Origin of the sequence: Kaistella jeonii (genome assembly GCF_000812865.1) — a bacterium.
Lineage (GTDB): Bacteria > Bacteroidota > Bacteroidia > Flavobacteriales > Weeksellaceae > Kaistella > Kaistella jeonii.
In genome coordinates this window covers 38,875-62,411 of the sequence record NZ_JSYL01000010.1, presented here as the reverse complement: position 1 = coordinate 62,411, position 23,537 = coordinate 38,875, and the positions used below count along the sequence as shown (strand labels likewise).

Sequence of the window (23,537 nt, the reverse complement as noted above, 5' to 3'; positions counted from 1 at the left end):
ATAAATACTACCATTGAATCTTGTGCGACCAATAATTATTTTTTATAAAGCGGATTTCTTTTCATAATATACTGTAAAGGATCGGCGAAAGAACCGTCTGTACTGGGAAAAAATGCTTTGTGTGAACGGCTGTAAATACTGGTATTGTCATCTTTGTAAATATGTACAGTTACGGCCACATTGTAATTTTGCTGTTTACTTTTGGAGCCAGTCGCAATACCGGTGATGCCAGTAAGAACATCATTACCCTTGGTTTCTGGTTTTACTTCGACACGTCCTCGCTCGTTTTCAATTTTATCGGCTTTGGTTTGCGATACGGTTCCAGTAATAATATATTCAGCGCCCACGATCTCACAAAGATCTTCCATCGTAAAATTTGCAATATTTTCTTTCTTAGCACCGGCTCTGTTCAAAAGTGCATTTGTAGTTCTGGCATCTAAAATTGTGTAACCAGGTGTATTCCTGGCGATCAATCCATAAGTGTCTTCCTGCGCTTTCAAACCGATTTGCTCGGGTCCCAAATCATTTTCAACAAAAAAAGTAAACGGCATTATTGCAATCTTATTCTTTCTTTCAGCGCGGGTATATTTTTTTGCAGATAAATCTTTATTGTCGTTTTTAACCACTTTATTATTATACACCTCAACTCTTCCACTTGAATGTTCGATTTTTTCAATGTCAGAATTTTTCACCGTGTATTCTGCTTTTTCTCCCTCATAGACAAAAGTAACTTCATTGGCAGAAACTTTTACAACAGTTCCTTTCATTTCTTTTCCATCCATCAATTTAATAATGTGAGCGCTTTTTGATGCATTTTGTGCACTTAAATGCAGCGACAAGCAAACGATAGCAACTAAGGTGTAAATTTTTTTCATCTCAATATGTTTTTATACAAATATAAAACTTAATCTTAATCTAAAAATATGTTTTGCAAATGTTTATTAAGTGATTCATGAATATTCAGAGCTATCAATTTCAATTATATTAAGTTGTTGTTAAAAATTTGAAATTTTTCGAAGAAAATTAGGATAAATTTGTAATTTTTAGGTAATGTTAAAAGGTGCAAAATGTGAGGTTGTTGCTACTGCTGTTGATATATAAATATTACTTTAAAACATCAACTTCTAAAGAACTGTCCCCAAATATTTTGATCATCGCTTTTGTATAATCTTTCTTAGTCGCAAAATTTGGATTATCCATAAATTTTTGAGGGTTTACCGTAAACAAAGGAAACCAGGTGCTTGAAATCTGAATCTGAATTCGATGTCCTTTTTTGAAAGTATGCATCACATCCTGTAATTTAAAATCGACCGCGGTTTTTTGATTCGGAACCAGAGCTTCCGGCTTTTCCCGCGAATTTCTAAATCGTGCAGGCATAATTTCGCTTCGCACCATTTGGTGATAATTGCCATAAATCACACCGTCTTTTTTCTCTTTCGGTACAAAATCTTCTGGATAAACATCAATTAATTTTACGGCGAAATCTGCATCAGTAGATGTAGAAGCAATATTGAGTTTTGCCATTAATTCTCCGCCGAAGGTCATGTCTTCTGTTAGAATATCTGTCGTAAAAGTGGCAACATCTGGTCTTCCTTCTGCAAATCTCTGGTCTTCGCTCATGTAATTTCTAGGAGTAAAACCATTAAAATCTTTCAAGTTCGCTGAACTCAAAACTGGGTTTGAAGGATCGCTGTAATATTCCGTAAAATTATTAGCAGCGGAATTTTTCAAAGTTCCATCTGCCATATAAAAATTCATTTTCTTCGCGTTTTTCGGCGGATATTGCGCAAATTCCCGCCATTCTTTACTTCCGGTATCAAACATCACAGCTTCCGGAATTCCCGCATCGGTTTTGGTATCGCCTTTTAAATAATGATTAAAGAATTTAGTTTCCAGATTTTTCTGGTAGTAAGTCGCGATGCTATCTCCGAAATAAATGTCGTTTTGAAATGCTTTTCCGGTTTCTCTTCCCCAACCACCGTGAGAAAAAGGTCCCATAACGATAGTATTCTTCGCTTTCGGACTCGTTCTTTCAATCGTTTTATAAATATTTAAAGGTCCTGAAAGATCTTCAGCATCAAACCAACCACCAACAGTCATTACGGCGTGATTGACGTTTTTCAAATGAGGAAGTAAACTTCTTTTTTGCCAGAAATAATCATAGTTTGGATGGTTCATAATTTCGGTCATGAAGAAATTATTTTTATAATATTTTTCGTAACCATCTTTCAAAGTTCCCATGTCTCTGTAGAATTTCAAACCATCTTCTGACGTCGGTTTAATGAAAGTGTCCATAAACCAACCCTCTTTTTCAGCCTTCGTTTTCTGAATTCCAAACACAGGGAACGTTCGGAAATATCCTAACATGAATTTTCCATTATGTAAAAAATCATTGTTCCAAAAATCTGAGATTGGCGCTTGTGGAGAAGATGCCACTAAAGCCGGATGATCAGACAAAATCCCTGCAGCCGTATAAAATCCCGGATAAGAAGTTCCGTACTGACCGACTTTTTTATTATTGTTATCTACATTTTTGATGAGCCAATCGATGGTGTCATAAGTATCGGTGCTTTCGTCCACATCTTTTTTAGATTTGTGTTCTACTTGCGGCGTCATATTCGTCCAGCTTCCTTCACTCATATATCTTCCGCGAACATCCTGGTAAACGAAAATATATTCATCCTGCATCAAATATTTATTAGGACCCAAAGATCTCGGAAATTCAGTTTCTCCGTACGGTGCAATGCTGTAGCAGGTTCGCTGCATTATAAAAGGAAGTTTTTTATTTTTCGAAATATCTTTTGGCGTGTAAATAGAAGTGAAGAGTTTCACACCATCGCGCATCGTGATATAAACTTCTTTTTTGGTGTAATGATCCTTAACAAAAGTATTATCCGGCTTGTTTTGAGCAAAGCCAAAAATCATTAAAAAGATAAAAGTAATTTGAAAGTATTTTTTCATATGTAAATTTTATTATTTTTAGTGGTCATATGTAATCGCCTTTTCAGTTGTCGTCTCCTTTAAAAAAAACCTAGCGATTTCATAGAAATAATTTTGAACGAATTTATAAAATAAAAAACAGAAATTTGAACTTTAAATTATATTCATGGAATTATTTGAAAATATCGCAGATCCACAGAAAAATCTCCTTCCACAAGATGGAACGGTAAATTATTACGGTAAAATTTTAAAGGAAGAAAAAGCGAATGAATTCTTTGATCATCTTTTCAAAACAATCGAGTGGCGAAATGATGAAGCCATCATCTTCGGTAAAAAAATCATTACGAAAAGAAAAGTGGCGTGGTACGGCGACGAAAATTTCGAATACACTTATTCCAATTCCACTAAAAAAGCTTTGAAATGGACGCCGCAACTTTTAGAACTCAAAAAATTAACAGAAGAAAAAACCGGTGAAAAATTTAATTCCTGTTTGCTCAATCTGTACCACGACGGAAATGAAGGAATGGCTTATCACAGCGACGGCGAAAAAGATTTGAAAAAAAATGGTGCAATTGCTTCTTTAAGTTTTGGTGCCGAAAGAAAATTTTCCTTCAAACATAAAATAACGAAAGAAAAAGTTGAATTGGTTTTAGCCAACGGAAGTCTGCTGATAATGAAAGATCAAACTCAAAGTTTTTGGGTTCACCGATTACCGCCCACAAAAAAAATATTTGCACCAAGAATCAATCTGACCTTCCGGATGATAGTTAACAACTCTTCTCTTTAACCATCTTTATTGTGCCATATTCTCTACGAATTAACTGTTATATGATAAATTTTAAGAAAAATTTATCATATAGAAAGATTTAAAAGAAGATATTATTATTAAATTTGAATTCATAATTTTTAACATTAAATACATATAACTATGAAAAAAACAATTGCAATGGCTGCTTTGGCACTTGCCGTGTCTATCGGTTCTATCTCTTGTAAAAAGAAAGTTTCTGATGCAGAGCTTCAAACTCAGGCAACTACTGTTGTAACTGCGAATCCAAATGCGTCGGTTGAAGTAAAAGATGGTACTGCACATTTAAGCGGAACTTTTGCTGATCAAGCTTCAAAAGATAATATGATAGCTTCCTTAAAAGCGATTCCTGGCGTGAAAGATGTAATGGATATGTCTACGATCGCAGCTCCCGTTGTAGTAGAGACAGTTTCTGCAGTTGATCCTATGGTTCAGCAAAAAGTTACAGATGCCGTGAAAGATTTCCCTTCTGTAAAAGTAGAAGTGGTAAATGGCGAATTAACTTTGACAGGAAACGTTTCTCAAGCACAGGCAAAACAAATCAAAATGTCTGTAGATGCTTTGAAAGCAGGGAAAGTAAATTATAACTATACCGTAAAATAATTAAAAATGAGTGCATTACAAGATAAATACGCTGGAGTAATTTCTGCAGCACAATCAGCCGGAGTTTCAAATCTTCAGGTTACAGAACAGGATGGGATTCTTTATGTTTCAGGTCACGCTGGTTCAAGTTCTGCAAAAGATGCGGTTTGGAACGCTTTAGGAGCGATCGATTCTACGTATTCCGCTTCCGATATTAATGTTGATGTTCAGGTTGCTGGTTTGGCAGCTGGAGCTTCATTAACGGTTGCTACAGAAGATTCTAATTTGAATATCCGACAGGAAGCTTCTACAGATGCTGCCATTGTTGGTAAAGCTGCAAAAGGCGAATCTGTCACTTTGGTTGAACAAACCAACGATGATTGGTGGAAAGTGAAAACTGCCGATGGAGAAGAAGGTTATGCTTACGCAAGATATTTGAAAGCTTAATTTCTACTTAAACATACTACGGAACCTCTGATTTTTCAGGGGTTTTTTTATTTTGGGCCATCCCGATAAGAAACTGATGTTTCTTATCGGGACCGCGCTTTTCGCTGCAATCTTTTTTTGCCAGCGCTTTTCCCTGCACAAAAAAAAGGATTTCCACTTCAATCGCTTGTCCAGAGTTTCGGCGATTAAATTAAAAATATAAATAGCATTGAGCTAATCGCTTGTCCAAAAGCAGAAATCTAAATCAGTGTTTCGCAAAAAAACATATATTTGTAACCGTTACAAAAAATCAACATATGAAAGGTCAAAACAAACTGTTCATCTTTATTATCATTGCCTTAGTTATCGGGGTCATTATGGGTGGAGTTGTTCATACGCAATATCCAGAAAGTTCAGCGGGATTTTCGAAAAATATTAAATTACTCGGAACTATTTTCATCCGTCTTGTACAGATGATTATCGCGCCTTTGGTTTTTACCACTTTAGTAGTGGGAATTGCAAAAATGAGTGACATCAAAATGATTGGTAGAGTCGGCTCAAAAGCGATGCTTTGGTTTATTACCGCTTCTTTAGTTTCGTTAATGATCGGATTGGCTTTTGTAAATTGGTTAGAACCTGGTCGCGTTATGCAACTCGCAAAACCTGCTGCAGATGCAGCCGGAGATGTGGTCGCAAACAGTCAAGGTTTATCTTTAGAAGAATTTGTAAAACATATTATTCCGAAAAGTTTGTTTGAAGCATTTGCCACCAATGAAGTTTTACAGATCGTAGTTTTCTCCATTATGTTCGGAATTGCTTTAGCTAATATGGGCGAAGAATATACGAAACCTATTGTTCGCGCTTTAGATATTTGTGCACATGCCATTCTAAAAATGGTCGGTTATATTATGTGGTTTGCGCCACTTGGAGTTTTAGGAGCCATCGCAGCAGTAGTTGCCACAAATGGTTTTGATATTTTCAAAGTTTACGCCATTTATTTAAGAGATTTTTTCTTCGCCTTGGCAATTTTATGGCTTGTTCTCTGCATCGTAGGATATTTAATTTTAGGAAACCGACTTTTTGAATTATTACGAAGAATAAAAGAACCTTTGCTCATCGCATTTTCTACCACAAGTTCCGAAGCGGTTTTCCCGAAACTCGTTGAAGAACTGGAAAGATTTGGGTGTAACAATAGAATTGTCTCCTTCATTTTACCTTTAGGATATTCCTTTAACCTCGATGGAAGTATGATGTACATGACTTTCGCAGCGATATTTATTGCCCAGATTTATGGCATCGAGATGACTTTGGGGCAACAGATCATTATGCTTTTAGTTTTAATGTTAACCTCAAAAGGAATTGCCGGCGTTCCAAGAGCGAGTTTGGTCATCATCGTCGCGACTTGTACCATGTTTGGTATTCCACCAGAAGGAATTGCTTTGATTTTACCAATCGACCATTTTTGTGATATGGGAAGAAGTATGACCAACGTTTTAGGAAATGCTTTAGCAACATCTGCTGTTTCCAAATGGGAAGGACAACTTGATAATCATGGCGGAGATTTGTAAATTTTTATTAAAAGAAAGTATCAAAACTTTAGTAAAAATTTGAAAAGGCTGAATTAAAAAATCCCGCATAATTGCGGGATTTTCTCGTAAAAATCTTTAGTAGATTATTTTACAGCTTTCATTGCATCTTCAGAAGCTTTTAAATGACCTTCCAAAGTTGAAACTGTTTTAGAAGCAAATGCTTTCAAATCTCCTGTTCCCTCGGTAGCTTCTTTTTTGAATTCTGCGATATCTTTTTTGTGGTCAGTTACCATCAAATCGGTATATGCTTTATCGAAATCTGCTCCTTTCTTCATTTTTAAATCGTCATACATTTTTTGTTGATCTGCATCCATTTTGGTAGGTAGCATATATTTTGCGGTCATTGCCCAACTTTTCAGTTCGTCGTTTGCTTTGGTATGATCTTCTTTCATCATTTTTCCTAAAGCTTTCACTTTCGCGTTCATTCCGCTGGTTTCAGCAAGTTCACCCATCATCACTTCCATCATTCCTCCTTTTGCTGCTGCATCTGCGAACATTTTGTCTTGGGCACTCATGGTTCCCATTGTTCCCGTCGTGGATGTCATGGATGTAGAATCCTTCGGCATCATCGAAGAATCAGTGGTTGGTGCAATCATCGAACTGTCTGTAGCATTATCTACCACGGTTGTTTCATTTTTTTTGCAAGAAGCTAATGCAGCTACAGCCAAAATTGCTAAGATTGAATTTTTCATAAAAATTGAATTTAAAATGTTGTGTATAAATTGTTTAATGTTTTTTAACTTTTTATATCGTGCAATTATTTTGCCAAATTAGAATTGAGTTATTCAGAGGTATTTCAACTTCATCGAAGTAATTTTCAAAATAGAATTTTCCTAAATTAAATTGATGTTAAAAATTTAATGATGTAAATCTTAGAGTCCTCTAAAAAGCGATGTTTACTTTAAAGTTTATTCTATAAAAGAAAACACCAACTTTGCGAGAGTTGGTGTTTTTAAATATTTATAATAATTTTTTTATTCCTTAAAACTTTTGGGATTTTCAATTAACGCTCCGTGCACAAGAGCTGCTACAGCTCCTCCTAATATTGGCGCAACGATAAATAACCAAAGTTGCGAAATTGCTGCTCCACCGGCAAAAATTGCGGGACCGATACTTCTAGCCGGATTTACAGAAACTCCCGTAATTTTTATTCCTACAATATGAATGAGCGTAAGAGACAAACCAATTGCTAACCCGGCAAATCCACCGTTGATATTTTTTGTTGAGGTAGAACCCAAAATAACCAGAAGGAAAATAAAGGTGAAAATAAATTCTGCTACAAAAGCCGCTACCGTATTGTATTCTCCCAAATAACCTGCTCCCCATCCGTTGGATCCTAAAGCGTAAGGTTTTAATTCAAAACCTGCAATTTGATTTGTTACTATAACATATAAAATCCCGGAGCCAATGATTGCTCCAATAATTTGGGCAATGACATAAAATGCTGCTTCTTTGGCTTTCATTCTTCCCGCAACGACCATGGCGACTGAAATAGCTGGATTAATGTGGCAACCGGAAATGTGGCCGATCGCATAAACCATGGCGAGAACACTTAAGCCAAAAGCAAAAGCGATCCCTAAAAGTCCGACCCCATTTACGTCTGGAATTCCATTGGATGCAGCAATTATCGCGCTTCCGCAACCCATTAAGACCAGGACCATTGTGCCGAGCATTTCTGCTACAATTTTTGATGTTAAGGAAACGTTCATTTTTTTTTAGTTTTTAGTTAATATTATGATATCAGTTATTTAAAAAGTATAATGAAGTCTTGTGAAAATCTGTCTTCCAGAGAATCCCATTTGAACAGGGTCGAAAATTCCTCCAGACTCAGTATTTCCATCAGAAACAGCCGGAACCTGTAGGTTTGGATATCTGTTGAATACGTTTTTACCTCCTATGGTCCAGTTGAAATTTTTAGTAAAATCATAACCGAAAGAAAGATCCGTCGTTACTTTTGCACCATATTTTTGATAATCGTCTGGACCATTATAACCGATCAAAGTGACCTTATCGAATCTTACCAGCTGTAAATTCGTATTGAATTTATTGATCTTGTAATTTAAACTCAAATTAAATTTGCTCTTAGGAGCCGAAGCCAAAATGAATGCTCTTTCTCTTGGACTTAAATAAACATCTTCTTTGCCCTTCAGTTCAGGAGTTGTATTCACAGAAGTGATTTCCATATCATTAAAGTTAGCGGCAAAACTTGAAGTTAATTTACCGTTTCCAATATTTTCGGTGTACGTTAAAATAAGATCAAGTCCTAAAGTTTTGGTGTCGATGGCGTTGGTGAAAAACTGTGCCTGATCAATATGATTGTCAATCAAGATTTGGCCAATTTTATCATCGGTTTGATCAAAATTTCCGGTCAGTACGATTCTGTCTTTCACCTTTACGTAATAACCATCAACTGTTGCGGTGAATTTATTAGAATTAAAAGTAAATCCGGCACTTCCATTAACCGATTTTTCCTGTTTCAATTGTGGAATTCCTACCGATTTCGCCAGGAAGCTGTCATTCGAAGCTAACTGAATTGTCACGAGTTGACCACCCTGAAAATTGGTAAAGTTTAAACCATAAAATTTCTGAACCAAAGAAGGCGCGCGAAATCCGGTAGAAACCGATCCCCGAAAAGCAAATTGATTGGTGATCTTATATCTGGTTGCAAATTTTCCGTTAACGGTACTTCCGAAATCACTGTAATTTTCGAATCTTCCTGCAGCACTGATCATCCAGTTTTTCGTAAGATCAAGTTCTGTGTCCAGATAAGCTGCAACATTATTTCTTCCTTGATTCACTGCCATAGAGTATCCCGGAAATCCTTGTGAACCAGCTGGTCTCACATTTCCGGAAAGCGGATTTATGACCAATAGATCTTCGGGAGTAGAAGCCGTTACAATGTTTCCATTAATGTCGTACGCTGCATAAGATTGCTCTTCTCCCTTGATGATTTTAAATTGTTCGTATCTAAATTCTGCTCCAAATGCCACATTTAATCCTTCTAAAACTCCAAAACCTTTCGACGCATTGAAGCCACTCGTATTCTGTAAAAGCGAATGACCGCCTGCATCAAAACTTGTTTTCGAATTGGCACCCAAAGTCGCGTTTACGGTATTGTTGATGTTGTATGTGAACTGATTGCTCCCGAACGCATTGTATAAATCGACATCCCAGTTGGTAACTTTAAATTTAAGTCCATTATTAAAATTGAAATCTTTGATTTGCGTGTTTTCGATCGGATTGAAACCATCCGGATAGATCGAAGGTGCATTTCCATCTGCATCGGCGCTTCTTGTCCAGGCGTAAGCATCGGTGTTGCGGTAAGAATACCCTCCAAAAGAGTAAAAATCGGTTTTCTCAGAAACGGGGATTTGCGCGTTGTAAAAAAGATAATAATTGTTTGATTTTGCATCTCCAAATCTTTGTCGTGGCGCAGTATATAAATCCGGATTAGCATTTCGAATGGCGTAACCTTTAGAAATAACCTCGCCCGTAATGTTGATGAATCCGCCTTTGTTACCGATTCTCGCACCGTAATTTCCGCTGACATCTAAAGTAAGTCCGTCTAATTTTTTGTCAGAAACAATTTCATTTCCACCGTGCGGACTTCTAAATAAATTTAAGCCGTAAAAAGCCTTTGCTTCAAAACCTTGTTTTCTGTCGTTTAAAATAACATTGATTACACCTGCAATTGCATCGGAGCCATACTGAGCAGAAGCGCCATCTCGCAAAACTTCTATTCTTTTGATCGCATCAAGAGGAATCGTGTTCATGTCTGTACCAGAATTTCCGCGACCTTTTGTTCCAAATAAATTGACGAGAGAAGATTGATGATATCTTTTTCCGTTCAGTAAAACCAATGTTTGGTCGGGACCTAAACCGCGCAAAGTTGCAGGATCTACCGCATCTGCGCCATCAGAACCTGACTGTTTATTAGAATTAAAAGAAGGTGCTGCAAATTGCAAAAGCTGGTTTACATCAACCTGTCCTGTTGCCTGGCTGATTTGTTTTACATCGATTACATCTACCGGAACAGGAGTGTCAATTGCTGTCCTTTTTTTATTTCTGCTTCCGGTGACGGTGACTTCATCAATTCCCTGAACAGATAATGAATCAGAATCTTTCTTTTTTTCCTGTGCAGACACAAATAGAGAAGCACAAAGAACGATCGGTAGAATGAGTTTTTTCATGTATTTTAATTTTAAATCAAATGTAGATAGAAAATTCCGAAATATTAACCTTCTTTGTGTTAAAAACAACAACAATTTAACATAATTAGTAAGTTTAATGTAATTCAAATATGGTTTTTACTGATCATGTTTAGTGGCAAAAAAACGGAACACAGAAAAAAATCTTTTTCTTTGAATTAACAAAATGCAGACATTAATCATAACTTTTACTCATTCTAAATAACAAAAATTTCCGTAAATTTGTCATCCAATTTATTATACAGAATTATGTTGACGAAAGAAAAAGTTCAGGCGTTTTTGAAAGAAATAGAAGTTGATGATCTAGTACACAATTTCCAGGTAATGGGAAATGATGTTTATATTGATATGACGGCACATTCACCGGCAATGCACGAAAAAAAGAAACTTGAAGCAGCAATGAAACAGGCATTCGCTTCAGAATTTGGGGAAGAAGTTGTTTTGAAATTAAAGATCGCTTCACCGGAACCTTCGGAAGTTCAGCAAAATCAGATCAAAGGAAAACAAATCAAAGGAATTCAAAATATCATCGCCGTAGCTTCCGGAAAAGGAGGTGTTGGTAAATCTACTGTTGCGGCAAATCTTGCGGTAACTTTAGCAAATATGGGTTTTAAAGTGGGTATTTTAGATGCTGACATTTATGGACCATCAATTCCTACCATGTTTGATACTACAGATTCAAAACCAATTTCAGTAGAGATCGACGGTAAGAATTTAATGAAACCTGTAGAAAATTATGGTGTGAAAATGCTCTCTATTGGATATTTCTCCGGAGCAAACCAAGCCGTAGTTTGGCGTGGACCAATGGCTTCAAAAGCTTTAAATCAAATGATTCGCGACGCAGCTTGGGGTGAATTAGATTTTCTTTTGATCGATCTACCTCCGGGAACCGGTGATATTCATTTGTCTATTATTCAGGAAGTTCCCGTTACAGGAGCCGTGATCGTGAGTACGCCGCAACATATTGCATTAGCTGATGTTCGTAAAGGAATCGCAATGTTCCAAATGGAAAGTATCAATATTCCGGTCTTAGGTTTAATTGAAAATATGTCGTACTTTACTCCGGCTGAATTACCGGATAACAAATATTACATTTTCGGAAATCAAGGCGCACAATATTTAGCAGAAGATTTAGGAATCCCTGTTTTAGGAGAAATTCCTTTGATTCAAAGCATTAGAGAAGCGGGAGATGTTGGTCGACCTGCAGTTTTGCAGGAAGGTTCAAAAATCCAGGAGATCTACATCAAAACTGCCCAAAATATGATCGAAAGTCTGGTAGAAAGAAATAAATCACTTCCTCCAACTGAAGCGGTAAAAATTACCACAATGGCGGGATGCTCTTCAAAAAAATAAGCTGGAATTTACTTCCAGAAGCTTATAGAAATAAAAAATAGCGGTTTAGAAAAAACCGAATTTATATCACAAAAGAAAAATGAAAACAGAGATGAAACACGAAGAAACAGTGACGAAAGTAATGGATGCGCTGGAAAGTATTCGTCCGTTTCTTAACAAAGACGGCGGTGATATAGAATTGATCGATGTGAAAGATGGTATCGTGTCCGTAAAACTTCAAGGGAACTGTAATGGTTGTCCCATGAGTTTTTCGACCATGAAATTAGGCGTAGAAAATACCATTAAACAATTTGCACCCGAAATTTTAGAAGTAATAGAGGTAGAATAAATAAATGATACCCTGTAAATAAACTTGGCAATTCAGTTTTGGATTGCCTTTTTGATTCTTATATTTAAAAATTACAGCAGAATTAAAATAGTAGCGTAAAAAATTAAAGGTTTAAAATTAAATTGATATTTTAGCGCATTAAATTTAATAAAATATGATTGCCATTGTTGACGGCGGCTCCACAAAATGTGATTGGGTGATCCTCGAAAATTCCGGAAAAACCCATTTGAAAACCACCACTTTGGGATTCAATCCAAATATCATTAACCCCGATTTTATCGTAAAAGAGATCGACAGAAATCAGGAACTCTTTTTTCTAAAAAACCATATAGAAAAAGTCTTTTTTTACGGTTCAGGTTGCGGAACTCCCGATAATGCCAAGAAAGTAGAAAATGAATTTGTAAAAGCTTTTCCGCAGGCAGATATTTCCATCAAAGAAGATATGACTGCAGCTGCTTATGCCGCTTATAATGGGAAACCTGCAATTGTGTGCATTCTCGGAACCGGTTCTAATTCCTGTTTTTTCGACGGTGAAAAAATTAGAGTTGATCTACCTTCGCTCGGTTTTTTAATTGGTGATGAAGGAAGCGGAAGTGCTTTGGGAAAACACCTTTTGCGCAGATTTTTTATGAAAAAGTTACCCTCAGATTTAGAGCAGGATTTCCGCGCCACCTACAACCTTACGATTGAAGATGCCATTCATAATATGTATCATAATCCCAGAGCGAATGCTTATCTGGGAGAATTTAATAAATTTATTGCAGAACGAAAAAAACATCCTTATTTTCAAAATATGGTTTTCGATGAATTGAAGAATTTCTTAGATTATCAGGTCCTTCCATATCCTGAAGCCGGGGAAATAGAGATCAATTTTATTGGATATATTGCTTTCATTTATGAAGATATTTTAAGATCAGCTGCGGCTGAACTCAATTTAAAGATAGGAAAAGTAGTTCAGAAACCCATCGAAAGTTTAGTAGATTATCACCTTAAATATATTTTGAATTAAAGTTTAATTCAAATTTCACCTTCAACATTGATGATTAGAACTATCATTAAATGTTGATCAATTTTCACATTTGCACTTGCAAAAAACAGAAAAACATGTCAAACAAAACGAACAGAGACGAGAAGAATTTTAAAGAAGCAGTCCTCGATTATCATAGAAGTGAGCCGAAAGGAAAGATAGAAGTTGTTCCTTCAAAGCCACATTCTTCGCAGCGCGATCTTTCAATCGCATATTCTCCGGGTGTTGCGATCCCTTGTTTAGAAATTGAAAGAGATCCGAAATTAGCTTACGAATATACAGGCAAAGGAAACTTGGTTGCTGTTATTTCTAATGGAACTGCAGTTTTAGGTTTAGGAAATATTGGTGCCGAAGCTTCAAAACCCGTGATGGAAGGAAAAGGACTTCTGTTCAAAATTTTCGCCGATATTAATGTTTTTGATATTGAAATTAATGAGACTGATCCCGATAAATTCATCCAGATCGTTAAAGGAATTGCGCCAACTTTTGGTGGTATTAATTTAGAAGACATCAAAGCTCCTGAAGCATTTTATATAGAGCAGAAATTAAAGGAAGAGCTCAACATTCCTTTGATGCACGATGATCAGCACGGAACGGCAATTATTTCTGCGGCTGCACTAATTAATGCCCTGGAAATTGCCAATAAAAAAATTGGTGAGGTAAAAGTTGTTATTAATGGAGCCGGAGCTGCAGCAATTGCGTGTACGAAACTTTATTTAGAATTGGGTCTGAAAAAAGAAAATGTTTTGATGTGCGATTCAAAAGGAATCATCAATCACAAAAGGGAAAATCTTACTCCAGAAAAACTCTTTTTTGTAGCGAACACAGAGATGGAAACTTTAGCAGACGCATTAAACGGAGCTGATGTTTTTATAGGACTTTCAAAGGCAGATGTCATGACTGCAGAAATGCTTTTGACGATGGCAGAAAATCCTATCGTTTTTGGTTTGGCAAATCCGAACCCTGAAATTGAGTACGAATTAGCGATGGAAACTCGAAAAGATACCATCATGGCAACTGGAAGAAGTGATTATCCTAATCAAGTGAATAACGTTCTTGGTTTTCCTTATATTTTCCGTGGCGCACTCGATGTTCAGGCAACTGGAATTAATGAAGCAATGAAATTAGCCGCAGTTAAAGCGATTGCTGACTTGGCCAAAGAACCTGTGCCGGAAGCAGTGATTTTAGCTTATAATGTTAAAAATTTAAATTTCAGCAGAGAATATTTTATACCGAAACCTTTTGATAACCGATTGATCACCCGAGTTTCCAAAGCCGTTGCAAAAGCTGCTATGGACAGTGGAATCGCCGGAAAACCTATCGAAAATTTTGATGATTACGAAAATGCTTTGCTCGACAGAATGGGTCGCGACGAGAAACTCATCCGAATGATGCAAAACAGAGCGCGTTCTAATCCAAAAAGAGTTACACTTGGCAATGCCGAAGAATACAACGTTTTGAAAGCTGCTCAAATTCTTTACGAAGAAGGAATCGCACAACCAATTTTACTGGGAGAGAAAAAATATGTGAAGGAACAAATGAAAAAATTCGGTATCGAACTCGATGTTCCAATTGTTGATCCAATGGATGATGATCAGGAAGAAAATCGCCTTAAATATCGCGAAACGCTCTGGAAATTGCGTCAGAGAAAAGGAATGAACGAGTACAAAGCGAAAAGATATGTTCGACAAAGAGATTACTTCGGTCCTTTGATGTTGCATCATGGTGACACCGATGCTTTAATTGTCGGTTTTTCGAAAAATTATTCATCCACGATCAAACCGATTTTAAAAATTATTGAAAAAGAAAAAGGGGTTGATAAAATCGCTTCTATGATGATGATTATGACGGAAAAAAGACCTTTGTTTTTTGCCGATACTTCCATCATTCCAAATCCGACATCAGAAGATTTGGTGAATATTGCGAAAATGGCTGAAATGACTGTAAAAACGTTCGCCATCGAACCGAGAATTGCCATGTTATCTTTTGAAAATTTCGCAGGTATTTCGGAGACTTCAAAAAAAGTAGCAAAAGCAGTTTCAATGCTTCATGAGAAATTCCCGAATATGATCGTTGATGGTGAAATTCAACCGGATTTTGCCTTAAACGCTGATCATCTTTCCGATTATCCATTCTCAAAACTGGGCACAACTCCGGCGAATGTGTTTGTGTTCCCTAACTTAGAAAGTGCAAATATTTCCTATAAAATTATTCGGGGATTAAAAGTTGCGCAAGTTGTAGGTCCTATTTTAATGGGTCTTAAAAAACCTGTTCACGTTTTACAAATGCGCGCAAGTGTAGATGAAATTGTGAATTTGGCGACAATCGCTGTTTTAGATGCACAGAGAAGAGAGAATGCTTAATTTTATATAATTTTCAAAGTCTGAAAAGGTCTTTGTTCAACTAAATATTTAATAAAACGCTACTAATTTTAGTAGCGTTTTTTGTGTGAAATAAATTTCTATAATTTTTGTAAGTTAGGGCTCTGAAAAAAACATTTCATTTTTTTTAAGTTGGAATGTGATTTTTCAGATGTTTTCAAGTATGTTTTGGATTTAAATGTATCCATTTCTTGAATTTGAAAATTGTATTAACTTCAAAAGATTTATAAAATAAAATGATTTATTCACTCAAAGGAATTGTTCAGGAACTCAATCCAACTTCTATGGTTATTGATGTTCAGGGAGTTGGTTATTATGTTGGCGTTAGTTTGCAGACTTCCGAGAAATTATTGCTTGGAAAAGAAACTTTTCTCAATATTCAACAGATCATTCGGGAAGACGCTCATTTACTTTTCGGTTTTAACACAATTTTAGAAAAAGAGATGTTTAATCTGTTAATAAGTGTTAATGGAGTAGGGCCGGTTTCTGCCATCATTATGTTATCTTCTTTGAACTTAGAAGAAATATCAACAGCAATCCTTTCCAACAATAGTTTACTCCTGCAAAAAGTAAAGGGAATTGGCACCAAAACCGCTGAAAGAGTGATTGTTGATTTAAGGGATAAAGTCCAAAAATTCAAGGATTCTGACGAAAATATTTCTACATTTGCAAATAATAAAATTAAAGAAGAATCGTTATCTGCATTAGAGGTTTTGGGAATACCCAAAAAAATGAGCGAGAAAATTGCAGATCGAATTTTAAAGCAAAATCCAGATTTTTCAGTAGAACAATTGGTGAAGCAAATCTTAAAAAACATTTAACATTTGAAGAAGAATAATTTTTTTCAGCATACATTCTTAGTTATTATTTTCTTGTGTTTTTCTTCTGCAAGTATATTTGCACAGGTAAAACCGCAAGACAGTTCGTCTGTACGACAGGATTTCTCCCTGCCGAATCCTATGCGATATGAGGCATTTTATGATGTTTCCAGCGGAATGTATTTTCTCTATCCCAAAGTCGGAAATATGGTCGTAGGAAATCCTGTTTCCATGACTTCTTCCGAATATCATCAATATATGCTGAATAATCAGCTGAGCGAATATTATAATGAAAAATCGGCGACGAACAATTTAGGCTACAAAAAAGATCAGACTGATGCACTGAAAAAAGGTTTACTTCCGAGTTTTAAGGTAAAAAACAGGCTTTTTGAAAATATCTTTGGTGGAAATAAAATTGAAATTATTCCACAAGGTTTTGCTTCTTTTGATATCGGTGGTCTTTACCAAAAAATTGACAATCCATTAATTTTACCTCAGAACAGAACTAGTTTTGCGATCGACATTCAACAGAGAATTCAGCTGGGATTAATTGGTAAAGTCGGTGAAAACCTACAACTTAAAGCCAATTATGATACTCAAAGCGGATTTGCTTTTGAGAATAAGATGAATTTGGTTTGGCAGGCAAAAGGAAGCTGGAAAGATCTACAGACCAAAGGTTTAAACGATAAAACTACTGGCGGCGAAGATAAGATTATCAAAAGGGTAGAATTTGGAAATGTGAATATGCCGCTTTCTACGAGTTTGATTCGTGGTTCAGAATCATTATTTGGTTTAAAAACAGAATTTCAACTCGGAAAAACGACGGGAACATTGGTATTCTCTCAACAACAGGGGGAATCTCGCAGCATTATCGCTCAAGGTGGAGGTGTGATGAATACCTTTAAATTGAATGCGATCGACTATGAAGACAATCAGCATTACTATATCGGACATTATTTCTTAGATAATTATGATACTGCCTTGTTGAATTATCCACAGATCAATTCCAGAATCAGCATCACTCGAATTGAAGCCTGGGTTCTAGATCAAGGTTCCGGAAATCTTCAGGATCAGAAGGGAATCTTAGGAATTCGTGATTTAGGAGAAGGCATTTCAGGATATCCAGATAATTCCCAAAACACGCTTTACCCTCAAATTGTCGGTTTAGGAACAGGAATTCGAGATGTGAATACCGCTTACAACGCGATCAACGGGAAATCTTTTCCGAATGCAAACGGAACTCCAGTAACTTATACTGATGGTGAAGAATTTATTTTTAATAGAAAAGCACGGAAATTAAATCAGAACGAATTTACTTTTCATCCGCAATTGGGTTATATTTCCCTGAATCAGCGGTTGAATGATAATCAGCTTTTATCAGTTGCTTATACTTTTACCTTGAATGGAGACAGCAAAGTGTATAAAGTTGGAGAATTTTCAGAAGAAAGTCCGGTTTTGATCACCAAGTTGCTAAAATCAAATATAAAAACAACGACTACGACTCCGATGTGGGATTTGATGATGAAGAATATTTATTCATTGAATTCTAATCAAATTAACAGCGATGGTTTTTTACTCAATGTTTATTTAAGAGACCCAACCAACGGTAAAGTAAATTATTTGCCAAATACTCCGGTTCAGGATACGAATTTATTGAAATTATTCAACTGGGATCGGTTGAATATGAACAACGATTTACAGCAAAATGGAAATGTAACCGGAGACGGAATTTTCGATTTTGTACCCGGAATCACGATCGATGCGCAAAATGGAAAGGTGATTTTCACCAAAGCAAAACCTTTTGGGGCTTATTTGCAAGGTGTTTTAGGCAGCAGTGATCCGAAATATGTTTTTAATGATTTATACGATAAGTTCAAAAATGTAGCTTCTGAAAACAGACTGGCTTTAGGATATACCATGGAAGGTCGATTCAAAGGTTCGCAGGGAACCGGGATTTCTTTAGGCGCGATCAACGTTCCACAAGGTTCTGTGAAAGTTACTGCGAATGGTGTTCAGCTTCAGGAAGGAATCGATTATACGGTTGATTACATGCTTGGAACGGTAAATATCATTAATGAAACCGTAAAACAATCAGGTCAGGCGATTAATATTTCGCTGGAAAATCAATTGACTTTTAATACACAGAGAAAAAGATTTTTGGGATTAAATTTAGAAAGAAAATTTAATGAACATCTTACGATCGGTGGAACGGTGGTGAATTATGCTGAAACTCCTTTAACCCAAAAAGTGAATTTCGGGCAGGAAGCGGTGAATAATACAATGGCAGGTTTCAATGTTTTGTACAATAATGAATTGCCTTTCCTTACGAGATTGACCGATAAAATCCCATTCATCAATACAGAAGCGCCATCTAATTTAAGTTTTGCTGCGGAAGGAGCTTACTTAATTCCGGGACAGAATAAAGGAACGGGAGACCAGTCTTATATTGATGATTTTGAACAGACTACTTCTAAAATTTCGTTGAAAGAACCGGCGATGTGGAGTTTGGCTTCAAAACCTGAGAAAAATCCAAATGATCCTTATTTCGCGAATGGAACCTTAAATAATGATCTCGCTCAAGGAAACGGACGTGGTTTGTTAACCTGGTACAATATTGATCCACGATTCTACGGAATTGGTGGAGCCGCTCCAGGAGGAATTAATGCTCAAGCACTTTCTAATCACGCTTCACGAAGAGTTCAAACCAGAGAATTATACAACTCCAGAGATTTTGTTGCCGGCGAACAACTGTACACCAATACTTTTGACCTCAGTTATTTTCCAAAGGAAAGAGGGCCTTATAACGTGAATCCAAATGCAGAATCAACTCAGCAAAGATGGGCTGGTTTAATGCGTCCGATTTCGGTTTCCAATTTTGTCAATTCTAATATTGAATATGTGGAATTCTGGATGATGGATCCTTATGCAGACGGAAATCCTTTAGGTGCAAATCCTAAATTATTGCTTCAATTAGGAAATGTTTCAGAAGATGTTTTGAAAGATGGCAAATTGATGTATGAAAATGGTTTGCCTACACCAAATGTTCCTGCAAACACGACTACAACTAATTGGGGAACACAGCCGAATCAGTTTCCGATTTTGTATGCTTTCTCTACCGAAAACGAAGAGAGAACAGCACAAGATTTAGGATATGACGGTCTTGATGCTCAAGGTGAAGCCACAAAATTTGGAACTAGTTTCATCAATCCTGTAACCAAAGTGACTGATCCTGCTTCCGATGATTTCCTGTTTTATCTTTCTGATAAATTCCAGGGCGCTCAAGCTTCATCACTTACAGAAAGATATAAATATTTCCGTGGACCGGAAGGAAACTCACAAAGCAATACGCTCGAAGTTGCCACACAAACTCCTGATGCGGAAGATGTAAACAGAGATTATAACTTAGATCAAAGCGAAAATTACAACCAGTACACCATCAATTTAGATAAATCGAGTCTCGCAGTTGGACAAAAATTTATCGTTGATGAAAAACAAGTTGATGTAACATTCCAAAACGGACAAAAAGGAAGTAACAAATGGTACTTATTCCGCGTTCCTGTTCAGCAATTTGATAAAGATCCTACTTCTGGAGGTTCAAAAGATCCTTCCATTTTAAATAATGTTCGATTCGCAAGAATGCTTTTAACTGGTTTTGACCAGGCTTCAACGATTCGATTCGGAACTTTGGATTTGGTAAGAAGTGACTGGAGAAAATATACGAAAGATATTGCCACAACAATTACCGATACAGAAGGTGTAAATCCTGTGGACAACGAAAAAGTTGATGTAGGTAGTGTAAACTTAGAAGAAAACGGATTGAGCCAGCCTCCTTACGTTCTTCCTCCAGGAATTGACAGACAGGTTTTGAGCGGAAATGCAGGTGCACAAAGACAAAATGAATCTTCACTTTACATGAAAACACAGCCGATTGCTGTGAAAACTACAAAAGGAGTGTTCAAAAATGTTGCTTTGGATATGCGTCGTTATAAAAAATTAGAACTTTTCGTACATGCAGAAGATTTAAGAAATCCAACTTCAACGGCTTATGATAAAGATGCAACCTTCTTCATCCGTTTCGGAAGCGATGCGACTGATAACTATTATGAATACGAAGCGTCATTAAAATATACCGCTACAAACGCCAGATCACCTTTAGAAATTTGGCCTGCGGAAAATACAATGAACCTGGAAATTCAAAATTTTGTAGATGCGAAATTAAGACGAGATTCAAATCCAAATAACAGAATTGATGACCGTTCTGAAGATCTTGATTATGGTGCGATCGATCCGTACAAAAAAATATTTATTAAAGGTCGCCCAAGTTTAGGAAACGTAACAACAATTATGTTGGGTGTTCGAAATAAATCCTTGACCAACACAAAAGATTTGGTTCTGTGGGTAAATGAAATCCGTCTTTCTGAAATTGAAAACAAAGGCGGTTATGCCGGAAATGCAAGCGTGAATTTTAATTTAGGAGATTTCGCTTTGGTGAATGCAAATGCTTCAGTTTCGAGTATTGGTTTTGGTGGGATCACCGAAAAACCTGCGGAAAGAGCGCAATCTGCACGTTCTGCCTTCAGTATTAATACTACAGTGAACGTGGATAAATTTTTACCTGAAAAAGTTGGAATGAAAATTCCGGTGAATTATTCTTACACACAAACTATTGAAGATCCGAAATATAATCCGTTAGATAATGATGTCACTTTTGATCAGGCTCCGAATAAAGAGGAACTGAAAAAAGTTGCACGAACTTACACGCAGCAGCGAAGTATAGGTGTTGTGAACATGCGTAAAGACAGAATGAACCCGAATAAAAAACCGAAATTCTATGATGTAGAAAATCTTTCGGTAACTTCGATTTATAACGACGACTTCTTTAGAGATGTTTATACTAAGAAAAATTACCGTCAGTATTTGAGAGGGTATATTGATTATAATTATTCCTTCAAACCTTATGTTTTAAGACCTTTTAATAAAATAGTAAGCGATACCGCCAAATCGTATAAATACTTAAGATGGTTGAAAGAAGTAAACATAAATCCGATTCCGACAAGATTGTCTTTCCGTGCAGAGATCGACCGTAATTATAATGAGCTCGAATTTAGAAATATCGAAGCTATTCTGAGTAGAACTCCGGGTCAGGATTTTGATGTGATAAGAAACAGAAACTTCTATTTCGGGTGGCAATATGGGATAGGATTTAATTTTACGAAATCTTTAAAACTCGAAATTAATTCTGCAATGCGAACGCTGAACGATAATTTGAATGTTTATGATATGAACACCAATTCAATTTTCGCTAATCCGTTACGTGCAGGAAGACCGGTATTGTATAATCACAAAATACAGTTGAATTATAAATTCCCGTTCGAATATTTACCGTATCTCGACTTTATCAATGCTGAACTCGGTTACGGATTCACCTATAACTGGAACGCGAGAAGTACCGTGTTGACGACTTTTGTAAATCCTGATACCAAGCAAGCTGAAAGTCTCGGAAGCATTGGTCAAAACACCAATAATATTGTAGCAACTGCTGCTTTCGATGTACCGAAATTCTTCAGTAAGTTTAAATATTTCCAGAAGATCAATACTACGATGCAGAAACGCAAACAGGAAATTGATTCCCTCAACAATGTTTATAATTTAGCCTGGCAAAAGAAAGGCAAAAAGAAAAGTTTCAAAAATTATAAATTCAAAAATAAATTGAATCCTTTCCAGGGGATTGCGTATGCATTAACTTCCATCAAACAAATTGATGTTTCTTATAATGAAAATAACGGAACAGTGCTTCCCGGCTTACTTTCTGCACCAAATTGGTATGGTTACGGACAAACTTTAGGTGGTCCTACTTTTGGCTTCCTTCTAGGTTCACAAGCAGATGTCAGAAGAACGATTATTGAAAATGGATGGCTTTCTTCATCTAATTATATGAATGATCCTTACTCGCAAATGAAAAATCAAAATTTCTTAGCGAATGTGCAGGTTGCACCAATTAATGATTTCCGGATCGACTTCAATTTCCTGAAAAATTATAACAGCAATTTCATTCAGGGTGGTTATAATGTAGATGCAGATTCTAATCCGGCAAATGGTTTCCAGAACTCTTTTGGTACCGATATGATCAGCTATTCCAAAACAACATGGACTTTTAATACCGCCTTTAAAGACGGAAAAAGTATTTACGATGCGATGTATGAAAATGCAAAACAGATCTTCATTCAGTCGGGTGGTTCTTACATTGAAAGTAACTTCAAAGCGGGTCGTGGATTAGCAGATGCTTATGTTTTGATTCCTGCATTTCAAGCGGCTGTTGAGGGCAGATCTGTAAATGGCAGGCTTTCAGATCCGAAAAAATCTGGATTCCCGCTTCCAAACTGGAGAGTTACGTATTCTGGCTTGAAAAATATTCCGTTGATTAACAGTCAGTTTTCAAAATTTGATATTCTTCATGGTTATACTTCAACTTATACTGCAACAGGAATTCAGTCAAGCGTAGATTATTATAACAGACAAAATAATGCAAACGCACCTCTTGGCGACAGTTTTGGGAATGGATTCAATCCATATACATTCTCTCAAGTTGGTTATGTTGAAGCTTTTGCGCCATTGATCGGTGCCGATGTTACGATGAGAAATAACATGCAGTTCCGCGCGCAGTACAATCGCGACAGATTGTTCATGCTTGGTTTGGTCAATCAAACTTTGACTGAAGATGCCGGTAATGAATACATCGTAGGTTTTGGATATATTCTAAAAGATCTGAAAATGAAAATCAATTTTAAAGGTAAAGCAAGAACTATTAAAAGTGATTTAAATGTTCGTGGTGATTTCTCCCTCAGAGACAGCCAGACCCGAATTACCAATATTTTACAAAATGATTCACAAATTACAGGTGGTCAAAGAATGATGAGCTTTAAATTCTCTGCAGACTACAATATGTCTCAGAACTTTAATCTTAGATTCTTTTATGATCAGTTGTTAACCAAATACAAAATTTCCACAGCATTCCCTCTTTCTACAATAAGAGCAGGTTTAACGGCAACATTTACTTTTTCTGGAAGTGGTGGTTTCTAA

Annotated in this window: 15 protein-coding genes; 10 read left to right on the top strand and 5 right to left on the bottom strand. The window is 36.4% G+C overall.

The genetic code is table 11. The annotated features are described in order from the left end of the window. Positions 1-35 precede the first annotated feature (35 nt). Both OA86_RS12430 and OA86_RS12425 read right to left on the bottom strand, forming a co-directional pair. The gene (locus tag OA86_RS12430; RefSeq protein ID WP_039353795.1) at positions 36-875 is read right to left on the bottom strand and encodes a hypothetical protein; all 840 of its coding nucleotides are present in this window, start codon (positions 873-875) and stop codon (positions 36-38) included. Positions 876-1,104: 229 nt separating this feature from the next. Next, positions 1,105-2,961: a CocE/NonD family hydrolase gene (locus OA86_RS12425; RefSeq protein WP_039353792.1), complete on the bottom strand. Its 1,857-nt coding sequence runs from the start codon at positions 2,959-2,961 to the stop codon at positions 1,105-1,107. A gap of 145 nt (positions 2,962-3,106) precedes the next feature. On the opposite strand from OA86_RS12425, the gene OA86_RS12420 reads away from it, so the two are divergent. The 4 genes from OA86_RS12420 to OA86_RS12405 all read left to right on the top strand — a co-directional run bounded on the left by OA86_RS12420 (position 3,107) and on the right by OA86_RS12405 (position 6,321). Beyond that, positions 3,107-3,727, top strand: coding sequence for an alpha-ketoglutarate-dependent dioxygenase AlkB family protein (locus OA86_RS12420; RefSeq protein ID WP_039353790.1), 621 nt, complete (start codon positions 3,107-3,109; stop codon positions 3,725-3,727). A 141-nt stretch (positions 3,728-3,868) separates the two neighbouring features. Beyond that, entirely contained in the window at positions 3,869-4,348 is a 480-nt protein-coding gene (locus OA86_RS12415) for a BON domain-containing protein (protein ID WP_039353787.1), read from the top strand. Positions 4,349-4,354: 6 nt separating this feature from the next. After that, positions 4,355-4,774: an SH3 domain-containing protein gene (locus tag OA86_RS12410; RefSeq protein WP_039353784.1), complete on the top strand. Its 420-nt coding sequence runs from the start codon at positions 4,355-4,357 to the stop codon at positions 4,772-4,774. A gap of 296 nt (positions 4,775-5,070) precedes the next feature. Beyond that, a complete protein-coding gene (locus tag OA86_RS12405; RefSeq protein ID WP_039353781.1) occupies positions 5,071-6,321 on the top strand; it encodes a dicarboxylate/amino acid:cation symporter in 1,251 nt (416 codons plus the stop codon). Positions 6,322-6,425: 104 nt separating this feature from the next. Here the strand turns inward: OA86_RS12405 and OA86_RS12400 are convergent, their stop codons facing one another. The 3 genes from OA86_RS12400 to OA86_RS12390 all read right to left on the bottom strand — a co-directional run bounded on the left by OA86_RS12400 (position 6,426) and on the right by OA86_RS12390 (position 10,532). Then, on the bottom strand, positions 6,426-7,034 hold the full coding sequence (locus OA86_RS12400) for a DUF4142 domain-containing protein (RefSeq protein ID WP_039353778.1): 609 nt from the start codon (positions 7,032-7,034) through the stop codon (positions 6,426-6,428). Between the two features lie 282 nt (positions 7,035-7,316). After that, positions 7,317-8,051: an aquaporin Z gene (gene aqpZ / locus OA86_RS12395; protein WP_039353776.1), complete on the bottom strand. Its 735-nt coding sequence runs from the start codon at positions 8,049-8,051 to the stop codon at positions 7,317-7,319. Positions 8,052-8,090: 39 nt separating this feature from the next. Continuing rightward, the gene (locus OA86_RS12390) at positions 8,091-10,532 is read right to left on the bottom strand and encodes a TonB-dependent receptor plug domain-containing protein (RefSeq protein ID WP_039353774.1); all 2,442 of its coding nucleotides are present in this window, start codon (positions 10,530-10,532) and stop codon (positions 8,091-8,093) included. Positions 10,533-10,799: 267 nt separating this feature from the next. Here OA86_RS12390 and OA86_RS12385 point away from each other — a divergent pair, with 267 nt between their 5' ends. From OA86_RS12385 to sov, 6 genes are all read left to right on the top strand, one after another. Continuing rightward, the gene (locus OA86_RS12385) at positions 10,800-11,903 is read left to right on the top strand and encodes an Mrp/NBP35 family ATP-binding protein (RefSeq protein ID WP_039353771.1); all 1,104 of its coding nucleotides are present in this window, start codon (positions 10,800-10,802) and stop codon (positions 11,901-11,903) included. Positions 11,904-11,994: 91 nt separating this feature from the next. After that, positions 11,995-12,231, top strand: a complete 237-nt coding sequence (locus tag OA86_RS12380; protein WP_039353861.1) for a NifU family protein — start codon at positions 11,995-11,997, stop codon at positions 12,229-12,231. Positions 12,232-12,385: 154 nt separating this feature from the next. After that, a complete protein-coding gene (locus OA86_RS12375; RefSeq protein ID WP_039353768.1) occupies positions 12,386-13,240 on the top strand; it encodes a BadF/BadG/BcrA/BcrD ATPase family protein in 855 nt (284 codons plus the stop codon). Between the two features lie 95 nt (positions 13,241-13,335). Further along, a complete protein-coding gene (locus OA86_RS12370; protein WP_039353767.1) occupies positions 13,336-15,621 on the top strand; it encodes an NADP-dependent malic enzyme in 2,286 nt (761 codons plus the stop codon). A gap of 254 nt (positions 15,622-15,875) precedes the next feature. After that, on the top strand, positions 15,876-16,460 hold the full coding sequence (gene ruvA / locus OA86_RS12365) for a Holliday junction branch migration protein RuvA (RefSeq protein WP_039353764.1): 585 nt from the start codon (positions 15,876-15,878) through the stop codon (positions 16,458-16,460). Between the two features lie 3 nt (positions 16,461-16,463). Next, a complete protein-coding gene (gene sov, locus OA86_RS12360; RefSeq protein WP_039353761.1) occupies positions 16,464-23,537 on the top strand; it encodes a T9SS outer membrane translocon Sov/SprA in 7,074 nt (2,357 codons plus the stop codon).

Bases quoted from the DNA above. Each gene is read 5' to 3' on its own strand.
- OA86_RS12430 (WP_039353795.1), bottom strand. From the start codon at position 875: ATGAAAAAAATTTACACCTTAGTTGCTATCGTTTGCTTGTCGCTGCAT.
- OA86_RS12425 (WP_039353792.1), bottom strand. From the start codon at position 2,961: ATGAAAAAATACTTTCAAATTACTTTTATCTTTTTAATGATTTTTGGC.
- OA86_RS12420 (WP_039353790.1), top strand. From the start codon at position 3,107: ATGGAATTATTTGAAAATATCGCAGATCCACAGAAAAATCTCCTTCCA.
- OA86_RS12415 (WP_039353787.1), top strand. From the start codon at position 3,869: ATGAAAAAAACAATTGCAATGGCTGCTTTGGCACTTGCCGTGTCTATC.
- OA86_RS12410 (WP_039353784.1), top strand. From the start codon at position 4,355: ATGAGTGCATTACAAGATAAATACGCTGGAGTAATTTCTGCAGCACAA.
- OA86_RS12405 (WP_039353781.1), top strand. From the start codon at position 5,071: ATGAAAGGTCAAAACAAACTGTTCATCTTTATTATCATTGCCTTAGTT.
- OA86_RS12400 (WP_039353778.1), bottom strand. From the start codon at position 7,034: ATGAAAAATTCAATCTTAGCAATTTTGGCTGTAGCTGCATTAGCTTCT.
- aqpZ (WP_039353776.1), bottom strand. From the start codon at position 8,051: ATGAACGTTTCCTTAACATCAAAAATTGTAGCAGAAATGCTCGGCACA.
- OA86_RS12390 (WP_039353774.1), bottom strand. From the start codon at position 10,532: ATGAAAAAACTCATTCTACCGATCGTTCTTTGTGCTTCTCTATTTGTG.
- OA86_RS12385 (WP_039353771.1), top strand. From the start codon at position 10,800: ATGTTGACGAAAGAAAAAGTTCAGGCGTTTTTGAAAGAAATAGAAGTT.
- OA86_RS12380 (WP_039353861.1), top strand. From the start codon at position 11,995: ATGAAACACGAAGAAACAGTGACGAAAGTAATGGATGCGCTGGAAAGT.
- OA86_RS12375 (WP_039353768.1), top strand. From the start codon at position 12,386: ATGATTGCCATTGTTGACGGCGGCTCCACAAAATGTGATTGGGTGATC.
- OA86_RS12370 (WP_039353767.1), top strand. From the start codon at position 13,336: ATGTCAAACAAAACGAACAGAGACGAGAAGAATTTTAAAGAAGCAGTC.
- ruvA (WP_039353764.1), top strand. From the start codon at position 15,876: ATGATTTATTCACTCAAAGGAATTGTTCAGGAACTCAATCCAACTTCT.